Consider the following 16,326-nt stretch of genomic DNA (forward strand, 5'->3'; position numbering starts at 1 on the left):
GCTTGGCGAAGACTCGGGGTTAAAGAGTCTTCCCGCGGTATTGCGACCCACGCTCCATCGATAGATCACGCGGTGGGTCCCGGCCTGCGCCGGGACGACGGCTGTGGGTGTGGCTACACCGCCGCCTTCGCCATCCCCGTCGCCCACAGTGCAAACGCGTACACGATCGCGACTTCGTCGAGCCGGTCGAACCGCCCCGAGGCGCCGCCGTGGCCGGCGCCCATGTTGGTACGCAGCAGCACCGGGCCGCCGCCGCTCATGGTGGCGCGCAGGCGCGCGATCCATTTGGCGGGCTCCCAATAGGTGACGCGCGGATCGGTCAAGCCGCCCATCGCAAGGATCGCGGGATACTCCTTCGCCGCGACATTGTCGTAAGGCGAGTAGGACAGGATGGTGCGAAAATCCGTCTCGCTCTCGATCGGGTTGCCCCATTCGGGCCATTCCGGCGGCGTCAGCGGCAGCGTGTTGTCGAGCATGGTGTTGAGCACGTCGACGAACGGCACTTCGGCGACGATGCCGGCGAACAGCTCGCCGGCGCGGTTGGCGACGGCGCCCATCAGCATGCCGCCGGCCGAGCCGCCATGACCGACGATGCGTTTCGCGCTGGTGTATTTCGCATCGATCAGCGCGCGGGCGCTGGCTGAGAAATCGTCGAACGAGTTGGTCTTCTTTTCGCGCTTGCCGTCGAGATACCAGCCCCAGCCCTTGTCGGCGCCGCCGCGGATATGGGCGATGGCATAGACGAAACCGCGATCGACCAATGACAGGCGGTTGGCGTTGAACGAGGCTGGCATCGCCATGCCATAGGAGCCGTAGCCGTAGAGCAGGAGCGGGGCGGTGCCGTCGAGCTTCAGACCGCGGCGATGGAGGATCGACACCGGCACTTCGGCGCCGTCATGCGCCTTCGCCATGATGCGAGTGGTGACGTAGTCGGCAGCGTTATGGCCCGACGGAATCTCCTGGCGCTTGCGAAGCACGCGCGTCCGCTTCGCCATGTCGTAGTCGTAGACTTCCGACGGCGTCGTCATCGACGAATAGGCAAAGCGCAAATTCGTCGTGTCGAATTCGTAGGAGCCCATCGTGTCGAGCGAATAGGCGGCCTCGTCGAAGGCGATCGCATGCTCTTCCTTGGTGGCGAGATCGCGGATCACGATCGACGGCAGCGCGTTGGCGCGCTCCAGCCGCACCAGATGGCCGGCATAGAGATCGAGGTCGATGATGTAGATGCCCGGGCGATACGGGATCAAATCGCGCCAGTTCTTGCGCTCGGGCGCGTCAAGCGGCGCGGTGACGATCTTGAAGTCGATGGCGTCGTCGGCGTTGGTGAGGACGTACAGCTCGTCGCCGCGGTCGGCGAGCGAATATTGCACGCCTTCCTCGCGCGTCGCGACCAGGCGCGGGGGGGCGTCGGGATTGGAAAGATCGATCAGCCGCTGCTCTGACGTCTCGTGGTCGCCGCCGGCGATCACGCAGAAGCGGCCGCTGGTGCTCTCGTGCAGATGGGTGAACCAGCCGGCATCCTGCTCTTCATAAACCAGCGTATCGTCGGCCTGTTTCGTGCCGAGCTTGTGGCGCCACACCTGCATCGGCCGGTGATTGTCGTCCAGCTTCACATAGAAGAAGCTTTTGCCGTCCGCGGCCCAGACCACGCCGCCGTCGGTCTCCTCGACGATGTCGTCGAGATCCTGACCCGTTGCCCAGTCGCGGACGCGGATTGAAAAATACTCGGAGCCCTTGATATCGGCGCTCCAGGCCTGCAGCTTGTGATCGTTCGAGTGCCGGCTTCCGCCGAACTTGAAATATTTGTGGTCCTTGGCCAGCGCATCGCCGTCGAGCACGATCTCGCCTTCGCCGCCATCGCGCGGCATGCGGCCGAACAGCTCGTGCTGGCCGCCTTCGCGAAACCTGCGGAAATAGGCGAACGGCCCGTCGGGCGAGGGCACGCTGGAATCGTCTTCCTTGATCCGGGAGCGCATCTCGCGCACCAGCGTCTTCTGCAAGCCCGCGGTATGGCCGAGCAGACTCTCGGTGTAGCCATTCTCCTCATCGAGATATTTGCGGATATCAGGGTCGAGCACCGCAGGGTTACGCAGCACCTCCTGCCATTTCGCATCCTTCAGCCATGCATAGTCGTCGGTGACGGTAATGCCGTGCCGGGTGAAGGAATACGGCCGCCGCGGGGCGACGGGGGGCTGGGAAGCTGTCTTGGTCTGGGTCACTCGGTCCTCATCTTGATACGTATTCCGTGCGGCGCCGTTGTTACCTCTCCCCGCAAGCGGGGGAGAGGGGGAGATGCACCGTCTTATATCGTCCCGATTCCACGAATTGCCAGCGTTGCTGCTTCAAGTCGCCGGGTTGTTGATCGGTCCCTTCTATGCTTTGAGAGGCGATCATCCCGCCGCCGGTCCAGCCCGATGCTGTTCAACTCCTACCCGTTCATCCTGCTGTTCCTTCCCGCCGCGCTGGCCGGCTATTTTGGGCTGGGGCGGCGCAGCAATGTTGCTCCGGTGATCTGGCTGGCGCTGGCCTCGCTCGCCTTTTACGCCATCGGCAACTGGCAGTTCGTCGCCCTGCTGTTGCTGTCGATCGCCTTCAACTATGGCATCGGTCATCTCCTCATCGTGGCAAAGCTCGGCCCCTCGCAGCGAAAGGCCGCGCTCGCGCTCGGCGTTACCGGCGATCTCCTCGTGCTCGGCATCTTCAAATATGCCGGCTTCGCCGCCGAGAACATCAATGCGCTGGCCGGCACGCACGTCGCGGTCCACATCCTGCTGCCGGTCGGCATCTCCTTCTACACATTCACGCAGATTGCGTTCCTGGTGGATGCGCATCGCGGTCAGGTCGCGGCCTATGCGCTGCCGCATTACGCGCTGTTCGTGACTTATTTTCCGCATCTGATCGCAGGGCCGATCCTCCACCACAAGGACATGATTCCGCAATTCGAGCGCAAGGACACGAAACTTCCCGACCCGCATTTGATCCTGTGCGGCGTCATCATCTTTGCGATCGGCCTGTTCAAGAAGACCTGCCTTGCCGACGGCATCCAGCCGCTGGTCGCGCTCGCATTCGAGGCGCGTTTGCCGAGCTTCGACCAGGCCTGGCTGGGTGCGCTTGCCTACACGTTTCAGCTCTATTTCGACTTTTCCGGCTATTCCGACATGGCGATCGGCATATCGCTGATATTCGGCATCTTCCTGCCGGTCAATTTCAACTCGCCCTACAAGGCCACCAGCATCGTCGAGTTCTGGCGGCGCTGGCACATGACGCTGTCGCAATTCCTGCGCGACTATCTCTACATCCCGCTCGGGGGCAACAGGCGCGGCCGCGTGCTGCGCTATATCAACCTGATGATCACGATGCTGCTCGGCGGGCTCTGGCACGGCGCGGCCTGGACCTTCGTCGTTTGGGGCGCGCTGCACGGCGCGTACCTCTGCATCAACCACGCATTCAACGCTTTGGTGCCTGATGTCCCGGCGATCCTGGCGCGCCCGGCCCGCATCGCCGGCGCGGCGCTGACTTTCCTCAGCGTCGTGGTTGCCTGGGTGTTCTTCCGTGCCGAGAGCGTCACATGGGCGCTGCGGGTTCTTCACGCCATGGCTGATCCCTCGAACGTCGTTCTTGGCCGCGAGGAGATCGCGGCGTTGCTGCTGGTCGCCATCTACGCCGCATTGGTCTGGCTGGCGCCGAACACGCAAGCCATCATGGGATACGATCACGGCAACCGCACGGTCGGCGAAGCGCTGCGAGCGGGGCGCTGGCGTCCGCTGGTTCTCTATGGCGCCTCGCTGGTGCTCGCCTTCGGCATTCTGGGTATCCAGAGCCACAGCGAATTCATTTATTTCCGGTTCTGATGCGCGGCACCTTCACACATTTGAAGCGCCTTCTGCTTGCGAGCCTCGCCTGCGTGCTGGGCGCAGCTGGGCTCACTTATCTCGTCGATCCCCTGGAGCTGTTTCGTCCCTCGCGCGTCGCCTTCTATTCCGACGATACGCGGGTGCAGAATGCCGGGCTGATCCGCAGCCAGACGTTCGACACCGCCTTCATGGGCACCTCGCTCGCCATTCACTTCCGCCAGAGCGACATCGACCGGGTGCTCGGCGTGCACTCGCTCAAGCTAGCGATGACGGGCTCCAATTCGCGCCAGCAGGCTTTTGTCCTGGAGCAGGCGATCGATCACGGCGCCAGGCGCGTGATCTGGGAGATGGACGATTTCATCTTCGTCGATGCGGCCGACATCGAGACGGATCCCTATCTGTCCGTCGATCTCTACCGCCGGACCGTCAAGGGCGTCGCGTCCTATCTGTTCAGTGCGGCAATGGCGAAGGAATCCCTCTTCGTGTTGCTGCGATCGATTCCGCCGCTACGGCAGCCGTTGACGCGCGCTGCCCCCTATCTGCCCGTCAAGTTCGCGCTGTCTGATATTGACGACATCTATGCGTTGCCGCGCGGCTTCGACCTCGCGCGTGACTACAACGCGAAGAAGACGCTCGCCGCCTTCGCCTACATCACCAATCCCGTGCGCAGCCATTTTCTCGGCGAAGGCTACGGGTACGAGGCCATGGTCAGGCATTTCGAGCAGGATGCGGTCAGCCTGATCACGCGCCATCCGGACGTGACGTTCGATATCTACTTCCCGCCCTATTCGATCCTGCAATTCGTGGCGATGCGTGATGCCTCGCCCGAAACGCTAAAGATCGTCACCGATCTCACGGCTGACATTGCGCGGCGACTGACGCAGCTTGCCAACGTACGCCTGCACGATTTCCGCGCGATCAAGGCGGTGACGCACGATCTCAATAACTACGGCGACGTCATCCATCATTCGCCCGAGGTGGATGCGAAGGTGCTGCAGTGGCTGGCGAGTGGGGAATATCGGGTCGATCCGGAAAAGCCGCTGGCGTCGCTGGTTGAGCTGAAGGCGCAGATCGAAGCCTATCGCGTGCCGCAGTAGGAGCGGCAAACTCCGCAGTCGTCCCGGACAAGCGAAGCGCAGATCCGGGACCCATAACCACAGGGAGAAGTTTGGCGAAGACTAGTTGTGAATAGGTTTAGGTGCGGTACTGCGACCACGCCTACTGAGAGATCACGCGGTATTGGGTCCCGGCTTTCGCCGGGACGCCGCGGAGCTTGTGATTCCGCCTACACCGCCACCTGCTCGCCGAGATACGCAACCGCGGCCTCGAGCCCGCCCTTGCCGTGCGGGATTTTCAGCGCATTCAACCCGACCTCGATGACCCCGAGCGTGCCGAGCAGCATCGGTGCGTTGACGTGGCCCATATGGGCGATGCGGAAGGCCTGGCCCGAGAGGTCGCCGATGCCGGTGCCGAGCACGACGCCGCACTTCTCCTTGCAATAACGCTGCAGCAGCGCGGGATCGTGGCCGGTGGTCATGGTCACCGTGGTCACGGTGTTGGAGCGCTCATGCGGTTCGGCGACGTTGAAGCCGAGCACCTGGCCCTCGGTCCAGGCGCCGACCGCGCGGCGGGTGGCTTCGCCGAGCAGAGCATGGCGGCGGAACGCGTTCTCAAGGCCCTCCTCATGCAGGAGATCGATGGCCTGGCGCAGCGCGAACAACAGATGCACCGGCGCGGTGCCGGCATATTTGCGGTAATGCTCGGTGCCTTCGCGCTCGCTCCAGCTCCAATAGGGCGTCGCCATGTTCGCGCGTCTGTGCACTTCGAGGGCGCGTTCGTTGGCGGAGACGAAGCCGAGGCCGGGTGGCGTCATCAGGCCCTTCTGCGAGCCGGACATCGCGACGTCGACACCCCATTTGTCCATCTCGAACGGCATGCAGCCGAGCGAGGCCACGGTGTCGACCATGTAGAGCGCGGGATGGCCGGCGGCCTTGATCGCCTTGCCGATCGCCTCGATGTCGTTCTGCACGCCCGAGGCCGTGTCGACCTGGACGACGACCACGGCCTTGATGGTGTGCTCGGTATCGCGGCGGAGGCGCTCCTCGACCTCATGCGGTCGTACCGCGCGGCGCCAGTCGCCCTTCAGCACCTCGACCTCGGCGCCCATCAGGGCTGCCGCATTGCCCCAGCCGATCGCGAAGCGTCCGCTCTCCAGCACGAGCACCTTGTCGCCGCGCGACAACACGTTGCTCAGCGCCGCTTCCCAGGCACCGTGGCCGTTGGCAATGTAGATGTAGGACTTGCCCTTGGTCGAAAACAGCTTTCCGATGTCCCGGAGCAAGCTCTCGGTCAGGTCGGTCATCTGCTTGGAGTAGATATCGATCGCCGGACGATGCATCGCCTGCAGCACCGCGTCGGGCATCGTGGTGGGCCCGGGGATGGCCAGAAATTCCCGGCCCGCGCGAACGGTCATTGCTGTTGGTCCTTGTTGCTTGAGAACAGGCTGGTGGGTTGCTGATTCATACTTTTACGCGGCGCGCGCCCTTGAGAAAAGCGCGCAAAACGCAGGTCTGGGGCGGCTTTTTGTGTTTTGAGCATGGTCTTGTCGGAAAGCCGCGTCACACCTTTCCGGACCATGCCCTATCTCTTGGTCTCGCGGCAGCCGGCGGCCTCGGCCTCCTCGACCGAGCAGAACCAGCGGGTGCCCTTGCTGATCTTCATCTTGATCTGGGCATACCAGCGGCTGGTTGGCTGGTGATAGATGCATTCACCGGCGCTGTTGACGTTGCCCTTGATGGTGCAATCCGGCGATGGTGCGACCGGCCCCGAGGCCGAGGCGAGCAGCACCGCATGGGCGCCCTCCGGCGGCTTGGTGGCGCCCAGGATCGCGGTCTTCTTGTTGCGCACGCGCCAGTCCCAGGGTGCGATGAAGGCGCCCTGCCACATCCCGGCCTTGGCGTCGCGCGCGGCCGTCTCGTCGGCATCGTAATCGTGGGACATGCGGGTATAGGCCAGCGCCCAGCCGCTGCGCACCAGCCATTTCTGGATGTCCTCGCCGCCGACCTCGCAACGCGCCACGGTGCGGCCGCGCCGATCGATCGAGCGGGCATGGCAGACCCAGTTCTTGCCGTCGGCATATTTGGCGAGCTCGTCGCGCGCGGCGACACCGCAGGTCCAGCGCTCGCTCTTGGTGTTGAGGCAGAGCTGGTCGACTGACGGCGCGTCGATGCCGCCGAGCCGAACCCGCGTGTTGCCGATCAGGACGGAATCGCCGTCGCGGATCTTTGCGGTGCCGGTGATGTCGGCGGCGAGCGCCAGCGACGGCAAGCTGAGCAAAGACAGCGCAATCAGGAATTTTCGCAACATGCCGGTCCGCGTGTGATGAAATCTCGATACAGCCGCGCAATTGTGGTCGGCTTTGGGCCTTCAGGCCAGCATATGCCGAACAGAACGGGTTTCAACTTCCCGTCATTGCGAGGGAGGTCTCGGCTCTCGTGTCCCGGACGCGGTGCGGCGTGTAACGCCGCTCCGCAGAGCCGGGACCCAGAAAATCACGGGCGAATCTCTCGGAGGCATGGGCCCCGGCTCTGCGTCGCATCACTGCGTGCCGCGCCGCGTCCGGGGCACGAGATCTCGGCGACCTCACCCCCGCGCCATCGCCCGCTTCGCCACCGCAAGCCCCATCAGCACGAAGGCCGACGTCACCTCAGGGCCTCCGACCAGGATCCGCGTTGGCGTCTTCATCTTGTTCCATTCATAGGCGCGGAACGGGCCGCGGCGGCCGCCTTCGCCGATGGCGCCGACGATCACGTTCAGCGCGGGCGCGAAGGCGCGTGGGTCGGCGCCGAGATGGCCGAGCGCGATCAGCGCCAGCGCGGCATCGAACACGTTCATCTCGGCGGCTATCAGCTCGCCCTGGACGTAGGACAGCACGCGGTGGCGAATGAAATCGAAATCGCCGGCGGGATCGATCGCGGCCTGAGCTGCCAGCGGCAATGCCAGGAAGGCGGCATAGCAGCGGCCGAAATAGGCGCTGTAGAGTTCCGGCAAATAGTAGATGTGCGAGCGCGGATTGGCGAAGGCGCCGCTCGCAGCCAGGCGCTTCTGGAAGCCGATGATGCGATGCACGGTCGCAAGCCGTGACGGCGTCTCCAGGATCTTCCAGCGCGCCAGATTGCGAAAGCTCACCTCGAGAATGTCGAGATTGAGCGTCGGATCGAGGTCATTGCCATAGGGCCGCTCGCCCCTGAGGTTGTCGATCCAGGTCACAACGCCGCCCTCATAGTCGATGAGGTCGTTGAGCGGCACTGTCACGCGCGGCTCGTTGACGCCGGCCTGCACCTGGTAGCCTGCGTAGAAATCCAACAGCGGCTGGTCGATGATCGGATCGGTGCAGCGGGCCTGCGTCGCCGCGGAGATCGAGCACGCCGTGGTGTCGCAATCAGGCACGTAGATGCCGAAGCCGAGATCCTGCTTGATCTGCGCGAAAAAGCGCGAAAAGCGCGGATGCGGCGCGGGCGCCAGCGCGGTGATGACGTTGAAGCGCCGACCGCCGATGCCTTCGACCTCTTCGCGGCTGATGTTGACGCAGAAATCGACCATGTCGGCGATGGCGCGCTCCGCCGCCGCCTTGTCGGCCGCTGAAGCCAGCCCGGTCTCGACATAGCCGAGCAATGCCTCGATGAAGAACGCATCGTAATAGGCCGAGCGGTGCCGGATCTGCACCGGCTCCCACATCGGCTCGGCGATACCTGTCCAGGGTGGATTGACCACGGCGGCCGCGGGCGAGCGCGCGATGAAGACGCGTGCGAGGTTGAACAGCAGCGACGAGTTCTTGTAACCGCGCGCATTGAGCCCGGTGAGCGCCATGATCAGCTCGCGCCCGCGGACATCAGGGTCGCCGACCAGATTGAACGCGGCATAGGTCGGCAGAAAGCCGTTCTTGCGATACGAGCCGAGCAAATGTTGCGCGCAGTCGCGGATCACGCCGTCGATCTGTGCCGGGGCCGGCATGGCGCCGGCGGACGCGGCCGGCGGCGGCCTGGGATGATCGAGCGCGATGCTGTCGACGAGCTCGGCCACGGGCTGGCCGACCGCAGCCCAGTCGGGCTCGGCATCGTCGCGGGCGCGGACCAACGCCGCGCGCAGCCGGGTCAGCCTCGCCTCGTCGCGCAGCTCGCTCAATCCGGCGCGACGCAGCAGCATCCGCAATGCGGGATTGCCGAGCGCGGTCTTGTAGAATTTGGCGAGGTGCGGATCGCCGCTGGCTTGGCCCGACAATACGGGATCGCAGACGTCGTAAAGGGAGGGGCCGTCTTTCCGCGCCGTCAACGCCCGGCACGCGGCACCTGCGAAATAGTGAAAGCTCATGAAATACCTGGTCGCGGGGGGACTTTTGCGGGGCCAAGTCGGCGACCCATCCTCCGCAAGCCGTTGAAAAAGCTACCCGGATTCGCAGGAAATACAAATGTGACTGATGTCACGGAAATATCGGGCATGAGACCTGCATGGTCTGGCCCCGGAAGGCTACGGGGAAGGCGGAAAATGGCGAAAATGGAGGCGAAAAATATGCATGTAAATCAGTAGGTTAACTCAATTTTTGGCAATCTATTGCCCGCGAGCCTATATCCGGTTAAGGGTTTGTTTGGTGCGGCGCCGCAAATTGCGCGCAATTCGGGGACACATCCCCGGCCGATCCCTCAAACCTAGAGACGCCATCGCGCTACTCAAACAGTGTGCGCGCGCTTGGCAGGTCTTTGGCACTGACAGGAATGAACCGAGATGAATGTAAGGCAGCTCGACATTTCCAAACGCTCGATTGCGCTCGCCGCGGCCCTCATCGGCACGGTGTCGCTGGCGATCGGCGCCCATGCTGCCCTCAACATGCGCGCGCTCGACGCCGCCAAGGCCGTTTCGACCGACCAGGTCACGGGCTCGGTCGGCCAGACCTCGCGCCTGGCGCTCGTTATCGGCAATGGTCACTATCCCGACGCCAGCGCGCCGCTGACGCAGTCGATCAATGACGCCCGCGCGCTGTCCTCCAGCTTGCGCAAGAACGGTTTTGACGTCGACATGGTGGAAGACGCGAGCAAGGATGACATGGTCCGCGCCGTCAACCGCCTGAAGTCCCGCATCAAGCACGACACCACCGTCATGCTGTTCTTCGGCGGCTATGGCGTGCAGGCCGGCCGCGAGAGCTACATGCTGCCGGTCGATGCCGTGATCTGGAAGGAAAGCGACGTCCGCCGCCAGGGCGTCTCGATCGAAGGCGTGCTCGACATGATGAAGCAGCAGGGCGCCAAGGCCAAGCTCGTCGTCGTCGATGCATCCCGCCGCAATCCCTATGAGCGTCGTTTCCGGTCCTATTCGCACGGTCTCGCGCCGATCGGCACGCCTGACAATGCGCTGATTCTTTCGTCCGCTTCGCCCGGCAAGGTCGTCGACGACGGCAAGGGCGAGCACTCGACGCTGGTTAGCGAACTCCTGAACAATCTCAATGGCCAGGGCAGCGCGGAAAGCGTCTTCAACAAGACCCGCGTCGCCATCTCCCGCGCCTCCGAAGGCGATCAGGTCCCGACCGTCTCCTCCTCGCTGCTCGAGGACGTGCAGTTCGACCAGGCCGGCGGCTAGTTTTTTCCGGGGACTTGCGAGCTCTCGTAGGGTGGGCAAAGGCGCAAAGCGCCGTGCCCACCATCTCTCCATGGTTTAATTCGATGGAAGACGTGGGCACGCTTCCGCTTTGCCCACCCTACGGCATGCGTGCGTAAAGCACGTCTGCCTCTCCACCGTCATTGCGAGCGCAGCGAAGCAATCCAGAATCCCTCCGCGGAAGGACGCTGGATTGCTTCGTCGCAAGAGCTCCTCGCAATGACGGGTGTGGCGCGACCTACTTCGCCGCTTCCGCGGCCATCACCGGGCGCACCGGATCGCCTTCGCGCAGCAGCGCGCCGGCGCGAGCGACGACGATGTCGCCTTCGTTGAGGCCGTCGCGGACCTCGATATTGCCGCCCGACATCAGGCCGATCTCGACACGCTTGGTCTCGACGCGATTGCGGCGGATCACCTGCACCACGGTGCCGGCGGATGAATATTGCACGGCGGTGAGCGGCACCGCGACGTTGCAGCTCTGGCCGGTCTTGATCAGCGCGCGTCCGCTTGCGTTGAGCAGCAGCCGCTTCTGCGAGGAGATGCCGATATAGACCATGCCCTGCTGGATGTTCGGCTCGACGGTCGGGCCGATGCGGCGCACCTTGCCGTCGATATCGCCGGCGCCGGCAATGCGCACGGTGGTCGGCTGATTGACCGCGAGCTTTCTGACATCGTTGGTCGCGACCAGTCCGACGAGGTCATATTCGCTGCGCGCGACGATGGTGAACAGCGCCTCTCCCTTGGCCGAGGCGAGGTTGCCGATCTGCGCGGTCGAAGTGGCGATGACGCCGGCCACGGGGGCGGTGACCTGCAGCGTGCCGCCTTCGGGCAGCGCCAGCCGCGCCAGCACCTGGCCGGCCGTCGTGGTCTCGCCGGCTTCGGCCAGCACCTCCGTCACCTTCAGCCCCGGACGCTCGGGCCGCACCGAGGTCTCCTCGCGCGCGATGATCGAGCCGGTGGCCTCGACGATGTCGGAGAAGCAGGACTTTGCTGCCTTCAGCACCGTGACCGCGGGCCCCTTGGGCGCGTCGTCATCGGCGGCGCCGGCCGGATATTGGCCGAAGACGAGCACTCCGGCGATGGCTGCGGGGAATAGGCCTCGAGACAAATGACGCATCGGAAATTCCACGGGATCCACGAGATCAATCGATAGCAGATGGCGGTTCGGCCGGCCATGGGGCGAGACCGCCCAGGGCGGAGGGCGCCGCCGCCGGGGTCGGCAGGAGGGGCTGTTGATTAGTCGCGGGATTGGCGGCGAGGTTCGCCCGCAGCGCTGGTCGAGATCCGGCCGCGCGTCAGTCGCGGCGCCGCTTCTCGCCGAGGATCTGGCCAGTCGACCGGTTGATGAAATGCAGGCGTGTGCAGGCGGGGCACGCCACCGAGACGTGCGTGTTGGTGCCATCGGCCGGCGCGGCGGCAAGCCGGTACTGCACGTTCATGCCGGTCTGCGGGCATCTGAAGATGATCTGGCGGTCCATGCCCTGCAACATGGAGAATCCGGACGCCGCCCGAAACTACGGATGTTTACGTAGGTTCGGGCGCAGTCGCGTTGGCAGACATTCACGGCAGGCTCAGGAACTCCACCCAGTTCGGCTTCTTGCCGGTCGGATAGGATTTCAGCTTGCTGACCGCGCCGCTGGTCTGGTCGATGGCGTAGACCGTCATGCCGTCCGACAGCTCGCCGACGGCGGCGAGGTAGCGGCTGGTGGGGTCGATGTTGAAGCCGCGCGGCTGCTTCTCGGTCGGCACGCTGCCGATCGTGGTCAGCTTGCCTGATGATGCGTCGACCTTGTAGGCGGTGAGCGTGCTGGTGGTGCGCTCCGAGGCATAGAGGAAGCGGCCGTCGGGGGTGATGTGGATGTCGGCGGCCCAAGGTTTTTGACCAGCGTCTTTTCCGTTGAAGCCCTCGGGCAGCGCGGTGGTGCGCTGGATTTCGCTCCAGGCGCCGCTCTTGGCTTCATAGCTGAATGCCGCGACGTCCCCGTTCAGCTCGTGGATGAGATAGACGAACTTGCCGCCCGGATGGAACACGAAGTGCCGCGGGCCTGACTTCTCCGGCGTCTTGATCGCCGGCGGATCGTTCGGTGTCAGCGTGCCGGCAGCGGCGTCGAACGCAAAGCTCAGCACCTGGTCGGAGCCGAGATTGGTCGCGAACACGAAGCGGTTGTCGGGCGAGGGCAGGAAGGCATGCGCGTTCAGCCCGGTCGGGATCACCTGCTTGGGCTCGGCGACGACGCCGTTCGGTGAAAGCGGATTCAGCGCGACCTTGTTGCCGCCATAGGAGGCGCTGAACAGCACCTTGCCGCTGCGGTCGGTTGCGATATTGGCCATGCTGTCGGCGAGCGGCCCGTTGCCGATATGGCTGAGCAAGCCCGTCTTGGGATCAATCGCAAAACTGACGGCAACGAACGGCTGCGAGCGGACGCCGGCGATCAGCACGTGGTGGTCCGGCGTGATTGCGAGCGGTGTCGAGGGGCCCGGCTTGTCGACGCCCGTGAAGGTGGCGGTCTGTACCGGTGTCATCTCGCCGCTCTCGGCGAGCTTGAACACGCTGATGTCGTTGGAGTCGGCATTGCCGACATAGGCGAAGGTTTCGGCCATGCCGGCACGGACTCCGGATGCGAGGGCAAGAGAGCTGACAAGAGCGGTGAACAGTGTGGTGGCGATCGCGGCGCGCGATGCGGGGCGAGTCGGTGTGGTCAAGGGCGTCCTCCTGCCGATATGGCGTTGTCGTTTTGCGGTGGAGGATAGCGGCCCGGGTTCCCCAGCACCAAAATCCAGATGGAATTGATCGATGCTGGAATTGTATCGATGCAGGACCGAACGGAATCTACCGCACTGACGCGGTCAGGTCGCGCGAGGGCAGATGCGGGCCGGCCGCATGGTTGGGCGGACCAAGCACAGTCCAGACGGCGACGGCAACCAGAGCCGAAGTCAGGATGGTCCAGGCGACGAGTTGCTTCCGCATCAGGCCAAATCCGTCCGTCGAAGGTTCGATGCGCTCGGGGCGCGCCAACCATCGTGCACCGCAAAAGGTGGCGGCCCTATGAACTCGTTCACAGCCGAATAAGCGCGCGATCAAATGACGAACCATTGCCGGCCGCGCGCATTGACCCGGCATGCCTCGCGAAAACGACCTCGAAGGTAAGCCCGACATGGGTGGCAAGCACGGCGGCCAGTCCGGCCAGCCCAAGCCGCCGCCGCGTCCGCGCGAAGGCGGGCACGACGAAGATGTCGTGGCAAAGCGCCGCACCGGCAAAGCCAATCAAACCGGTCGCGAGGTCTCGTCGACCAACACCAGAAAGCGCTAAGCTTTGCCTGCTATTGCTTTGGGTCGCAGGCCCCGGCCACGGGAATCTCCAGGGAACGGCAGTCTGCTGTCGTCGTTACCCCGATCCCCCCGGGCGGAGGACGCCACAACGGAGGCTGGCAAAGCGGAGGCTGGAAAGTGTTTTGGATTTATTGGGACACCGCCTGGTCGCTCATCATCAGCGGCATCATGTTCACCACGATCGTTGCGCATCCGGACGCCGAGTTCGTCGAGATCCAGGCCGCCAGGCGGGCGAAATGAGCCAGGCGACCTGACGTCGCCACCGCTCATCGGTCCAAATTGAGTGATCCCGGACGCGCTGCGGGCCGGGCCTGTTTGGTGAACCAAATCTTAGGGGCACGCCGGTATTTTTCTGCATCTTTTTTCGATTCAGAGATCCGGCGCTCCCTATGGCATTGTTCGGCAATCCTTCCATTCGTTCTGTTCTCGGCGCCATCATCGGCGTGCTCGGCCTGTTCCTGGTCGGGCAACTCTCGACCGGGCTGTTTGGCGCCATCGAGCGCAACAGCGCGGCGCAGAAGGTCGAGCGCTACGCCGGCACCGACCAGCAGCTTTTCGCGGCTCTCCTCGGCTTCCGGATCGAGCGCGGCACCTTCCTGTCGGCACTGGTCGCGGAAGAGGCGGCCGATGCCGCTGCCGACGACCGGATCGCCGCCAACCGGCAGTCGTCGGAAGCGGCCTACAAGATCGTGCTCGAACGCCTCGATGGCGTGTCCGATTCCCGCCTTGCCGTCCTTTTGGGCAAGCTCGTTGCACTCCATGATGCGCTGATGCCGCTGCGGACCAAGGCCGAAGCCCTGATCCATCAGCCGAAAGCGGCACGCGACACCAAGGTGGCCGACGACTTCCGGAAGACTGCGCAGGATTATCTCGACGCCATCCTCGCTTTGACCTTCGATCTGGAGAATGCCCTCAAGCTCACGGACCCCGTGGTCGATCACCTGCTGGGCGTGAAGCAATCGGCCTGGGCCGCGCGCAATTTCGGCGGCTTCATCGCGATCCGTCTCGAGGCGGCGGCCGCCGCCGCCAAGCCCTGGACTGCCGCCGACATCGTCGGGGCGGCCGAGGATGCCGGCCGTGCCAAGCAGGCCTGGAGCCAGGTGCAGGATGCGGCCAGCCGCACTGACGCCCCGGCGAGCCTCACCGACGTGATCTCGCGCTCGAAACAGGGCGACGCCGTCGCCATGGTCGAGCGCCAGCAGGGTCTCATCAAGGCGCTGAGCAACAACCAGACCATCGACATCAAGGGCGTGGAGCTTGCCAAGCTCAACACCGCCATCCTCAATTTCTACGTCGAGGCCGGCCAGGCCGCGCTGGCCGAAATGGTCTTTCGCGCCGGTCAGCAGATGACATCGGCGAAATGGAGCCTCCTGTTCAACGGCGCGATGATGCTGGTCGCGCTCGCCATCACGGTGTTCGGCTTCATCCTGGTGAACCGCCGCGTCAGTGCGCCGATCCGCAAGCTGACGCAGGCGATGCGCCGGCTGGCCGAGCGCGACTATGCGATCGAGCTCGCGGGGATCGAGCGTGGCGACGAGATCGGGGAAATGTCGCGCGCGGTGTCGGTGTTCAAGGACAACATGATCGCGGGCGATCGCCTCGCCGAGGAGCAGGCTGCGGAGCAGGGCCGCAAGGAGCGGCGTCAGCTCGCGGTCGAGCGGCTGATCGAGCAGTTCGAGAAGACGGTGACGGAATCGCTGCACACGCTGGCCTCGGCCTCCGGCGAGCTCAACGCCACCGCGCAGTCGATGTCGTCGACCGCCGAGCAGGGCTCGTCCAAGGCGGCCTCGGTCGCGAGCCTGTCGGGCGATGCCTCCTCCAACGTGCAGACGGTTGCGGCGGCCACGGAAGAGCTGTCGGCCTCGATCAGCGAGATCAGCCGCCAGGTCGCCGAATCCTCCAGCATCGCGAGTGCCGCCGCCAGCGAGGCCGATCGCACCAATAGCGAGGTGCAGGCGCTGGCCGATGCCGCCCAGCGCATCGGCGACGTCGTCGCGCTGATCACCGGCATTGCCGAGCAGACCAATCTGCTCGCGCTCAACGCCACCATCGAGGCCGCGCGCGCCGGCGAAGCCGGACGCGGCTTTGCGGTGGTGGCTTCCGAGGTGAAGAACCTCGCCACGCAGACCGCGAAGGCGACCGAAGAAATCACCGGACAGGTCGCTGCGATCCAGGGCGCGACCCATTCCTCGGTAAGCGCAATCCAGTCGATCGGCACCACCATCCAGCGCGTCAACGAGATCGCAGCCGCAATCGCGGCTGCCGTCGAGGAGCAGGGCGCGGCGACGCGCGAGATCGCGCGCAACGTGCAGCAGGCCTCGCAAGGCACCAACGAGGTCTCGCGACACATCTCCGGCGTGTCGCAGGCCGCCGGCGAGACCGGTGCTGCCGCCGGCGAAGTGCTGGACTCCGCCCAGATGCTGGCGCGCCTGTCGGACGACCTCAAGCGCGACGTCGACCGCTTCGTCGGCGATCTCAGGGCGGCGTAAGACG

Annotated in this window: 15 protein-coding genes; 6 read left to right on the forward strand and 9 right to left on the reverse strand. The window is 64.6% G+C overall.

Annotation, left to right across the window (positions count from 1 at the left end):
* Positions 1-113: 113 nt before the first annotated feature.
* The gene (locus XH89_RS02450) at positions 114-2,219 is read right to left on the reverse strand and encodes a S9 family peptidase (protein ID WP_194465559.1); all 2,106 of its coding nucleotides are present in this window, start codon (positions 2,217-2,219) and stop codon (positions 114-116) included.
* Between the two features lie 195 nt (positions 2,220-2,414).
* Here XH89_RS02450 and XH89_RS02455 point away from each other — a divergent pair, with 195 nt between their 5' ends.
* Positions 2,415-3,851: an MBOAT family protein gene (locus tag XH89_RS02455; RefSeq protein WP_194465560.1), complete on the forward strand. Its 1,437-nt coding sequence runs from the start codon at positions 2,415-2,417 to the stop codon at positions 3,849-3,851.
* Positions 3,851-4,951 (forward strand): hypothetical protein, encoded by a 1,101-nt coding sequence (locus tag XH89_RS02460; protein WP_194465561.1) that lies wholly within the window; start codon positions 3,851-3,853, stop codon positions 4,949-4,951. Before XH89_RS02455 ends, XH89_RS02460 begins: the two co-directional genes overlap by 1 nt.
* 188 nt (positions 4,952-5,139) lie before the next feature.
* On the opposite strand, the gene XH89_RS02465 is transcribed toward XH89_RS02460, so the two are convergent.
* From XH89_RS02465 to XH89_RS02480, 4 genes are all read right to left on the reverse strand, one after another.
* Positions 5,140-6,327 carry an alanine--glyoxylate aminotransferase family protein gene (locus XH89_RS02465; RefSeq protein ID WP_194465562.1) on the reverse strand — a complete coding sequence of 396 codons (1,188 nt, stop codon included), beginning with the start codon at positions 6,325-6,327 and terminating at the stop codon, positions 5,140-5,142.
* A complete protein-coding gene (locus XH89_RS02470) occupies positions 6,324-6,491 on the reverse strand; it encodes a hypothetical protein (protein WP_194465563.1) in 168 nt (55 codons plus the stop codon). Before XH89_RS02470 ends, XH89_RS02465 begins: the two co-directional genes overlap by 4 nt.
* A 3-nt stretch (positions 6,492-6,494) precedes the next feature.
* The gene (locus XH89_RS02475; RefSeq protein WP_194465564.1) at positions 6,495-7,220 is read right to left on the reverse strand and encodes a thermonuclease family protein; all 726 of its coding nucleotides are present in this window, start codon (positions 7,218-7,220) and stop codon (positions 6,495-6,497) included.
* Positions 7,221-7,496: 276 nt separating this feature from the next.
* Entirely contained in the window at positions 7,497-9,224 is a 1,728-nt protein-coding gene (locus tag XH89_RS02480; protein ID WP_194465565.1) for a hypothetical protein, read from the reverse strand.
* 411 nt (positions 9,225-9,635) lie between these two features.
* Between XH89_RS02480 and XH89_RS02485 the strand changes: the two genes are divergently transcribed.
* Positions 9,636-10,484 (forward strand): caspase family protein, encoded by an 849-nt coding sequence (locus XH89_RS02485; protein WP_194465566.1) that lies wholly within the window; start codon positions 9,636-9,638, stop codon positions 10,482-10,484.
* 256 nt (positions 10,485-10,740) lie between these two features.
* Here the strand turns inward: XH89_RS02485 and XH89_RS02490 are convergent, their stop codons facing one another.
* The 4 genes from XH89_RS02490 to XH89_RS02505 form a co-directional block, all read right to left on the reverse strand.
* A complete protein-coding gene (locus tag XH89_RS02490) occupies positions 10,741-11,619 on the reverse strand; it encodes an efflux RND transporter periplasmic adaptor subunit (RefSeq protein ID WP_194465567.1) in 879 nt (292 codons plus the stop codon).
* 178 nt (positions 11,620-11,797) lie between these two features.
* Positions 11,798-11,992, reverse strand: a complete 195-nt coding sequence (locus XH89_RS02495; protein WP_246767718.1) for a hypothetical protein — start codon at positions 11,990-11,992, stop codon at positions 11,798-11,800.
* 70 nt (positions 11,993-12,062) lie between these two features.
* On the reverse strand, positions 12,063-13,205 hold the full coding sequence (locus XH89_RS02500) for a beta-propeller fold lactonase family protein (protein ID WP_194465568.1): 1,143 nt from the start codon (positions 13,203-13,205) through the stop codon (positions 12,063-12,065).
* A 127-nt stretch (positions 13,206-13,332) separates the two neighbouring features.
* Positions 13,333-13,470, reverse strand: coding sequence for a hypothetical protein (locus XH89_RS02505; RefSeq protein ID WP_194465569.1), 138 nt, complete (start codon positions 13,468-13,470; stop codon positions 13,333-13,335).
* A 151-nt stretch (positions 13,471-13,621) separates the two neighbouring features.
* Between XH89_RS02505 and XH89_RS02510 the strand changes: the two genes are divergently transcribed.
* From XH89_RS02510 to XH89_RS02515, 3 genes are all read left to right on the forward strand, one after another.
* On the forward strand, positions 13,622-13,813 hold the full coding sequence (locus XH89_RS02510) for a hypothetical protein (RefSeq protein ID WP_194465570.1): 192 nt from the start codon (positions 13,622-13,624) through the stop codon (positions 13,811-13,813).
* 137 nt (positions 13,814-13,950) lie between these two features.
* Entirely contained in the window at positions 13,951-14,073 is a 123-nt protein-coding gene (locus XH89_RS41805; RefSeq protein ID WP_256440042.1) for a hypothetical protein, read from the forward strand.
* Positions 14,074-14,222: 149 nt separating this feature from the next.
* Positions 14,223-16,322 (forward strand): methyl-accepting chemotaxis protein, encoded by a 2,100-nt coding sequence (locus tag XH89_RS02515; protein ID WP_194465571.1) that lies wholly within the window; start codon positions 14,223-14,225, stop codon positions 16,320-16,322.
* Positions 16,323-16,326: the final 4 nt, after the last annotated feature.

The sequence above is a fragment of the Bradyrhizobium sp. CCBAU 53340 genome (assembly GCF_015291645.1).
In the GTDB taxonomy this organism is placed as follows: Bacteria; Pseudomonadota; Alphaproteobacteria; order Rhizobiales; family Xanthobacteraceae; genus Bradyrhizobium.

What these genes read in the sequence shown, in the direction of transcription:
- XH89_RS02455 (WP_194465560.1), top strand. Translation starts at nt 2,415, where the DNA reads ATGCTGTTCAACTCCTACCCGTTCATCCTGCTGTTCCTTCCCGCCGCG.
- XH89_RS02460 (WP_194465561.1), top strand. Translation starts at nt 3,851, where the DNA reads ATGCGCGGCACCTTCACACATTTGAAGCGCCTTCTGCTTGCGAGCCTC.
- XH89_RS02465 (WP_194465562.1), bottom strand. Translation starts at nt 6,327, where the DNA reads ATGACCGTTCGCGCGGGCCGGGAATTTCTGGCCATCCCCGGGCCCACC.
- XH89_RS02470 (WP_194465563.1), bottom strand. Translation starts at nt 6,491, where the DNA reads ATGGTCCGGAAAGGTGTGACGCGGCTTTCCGACAAGACCATGCTCAAA.
- XH89_RS02475 (WP_194465564.1), bottom strand. Translation starts at nt 7,220, where the DNA reads ATGTTGCGAAAATTCCTGATTGCGCTGTCTTTGCTCAGCTTGCCGTCG.
- XH89_RS02480 (WP_194465565.1), bottom strand. Translation starts at nt 9,224, where the DNA reads ATGAGCTTTCACTATTTCGCAGGTGCCGCGTGCCGGGCGTTGACGGCG.
- XH89_RS02485 (WP_194465566.1), top strand. Translation starts at nt 9,636, where the DNA reads ATGAATGTAAGGCAGCTCGACATTTCCAAACGCTCGATTGCGCTCGCC.
- XH89_RS02490 (WP_194465567.1), bottom strand. Translation starts at nt 11,619, where the DNA reads ATGCGTCATTTGTCTCGAGGCCTATTCCCCGCAGCCATCGCCGGAGTG.
- XH89_RS02495 (WP_246767718.1), bottom strand. Translation starts at nt 11,992, where the DNA reads ATGTTGCAGGGCATGGACCGCCAGATCATCTTCAGATGCCCGCAGACC.
- XH89_RS02505 (WP_194465569.1), bottom strand. Translation starts at nt 13,470, where the DNA reads ATGCGGAAGCAACTCGTCGCCTGGACCATCCTGACTTCGGCTCTGGTT.
- XH89_RS02510 (WP_194465570.1), top strand. Translation starts at nt 13,622, where the DNA reads ATGCCTCGCGAAAACGACCTCGAAGGTAAGCCCGACATGGGTGGCAAG.
- XH89_RS02515 (WP_194465571.1), top strand. Translation starts at nt 14,223, where the DNA reads ATGGCATTGTTCGGCAATCCTTCCATTCGTTCTGTTCTCGGCGCCATC.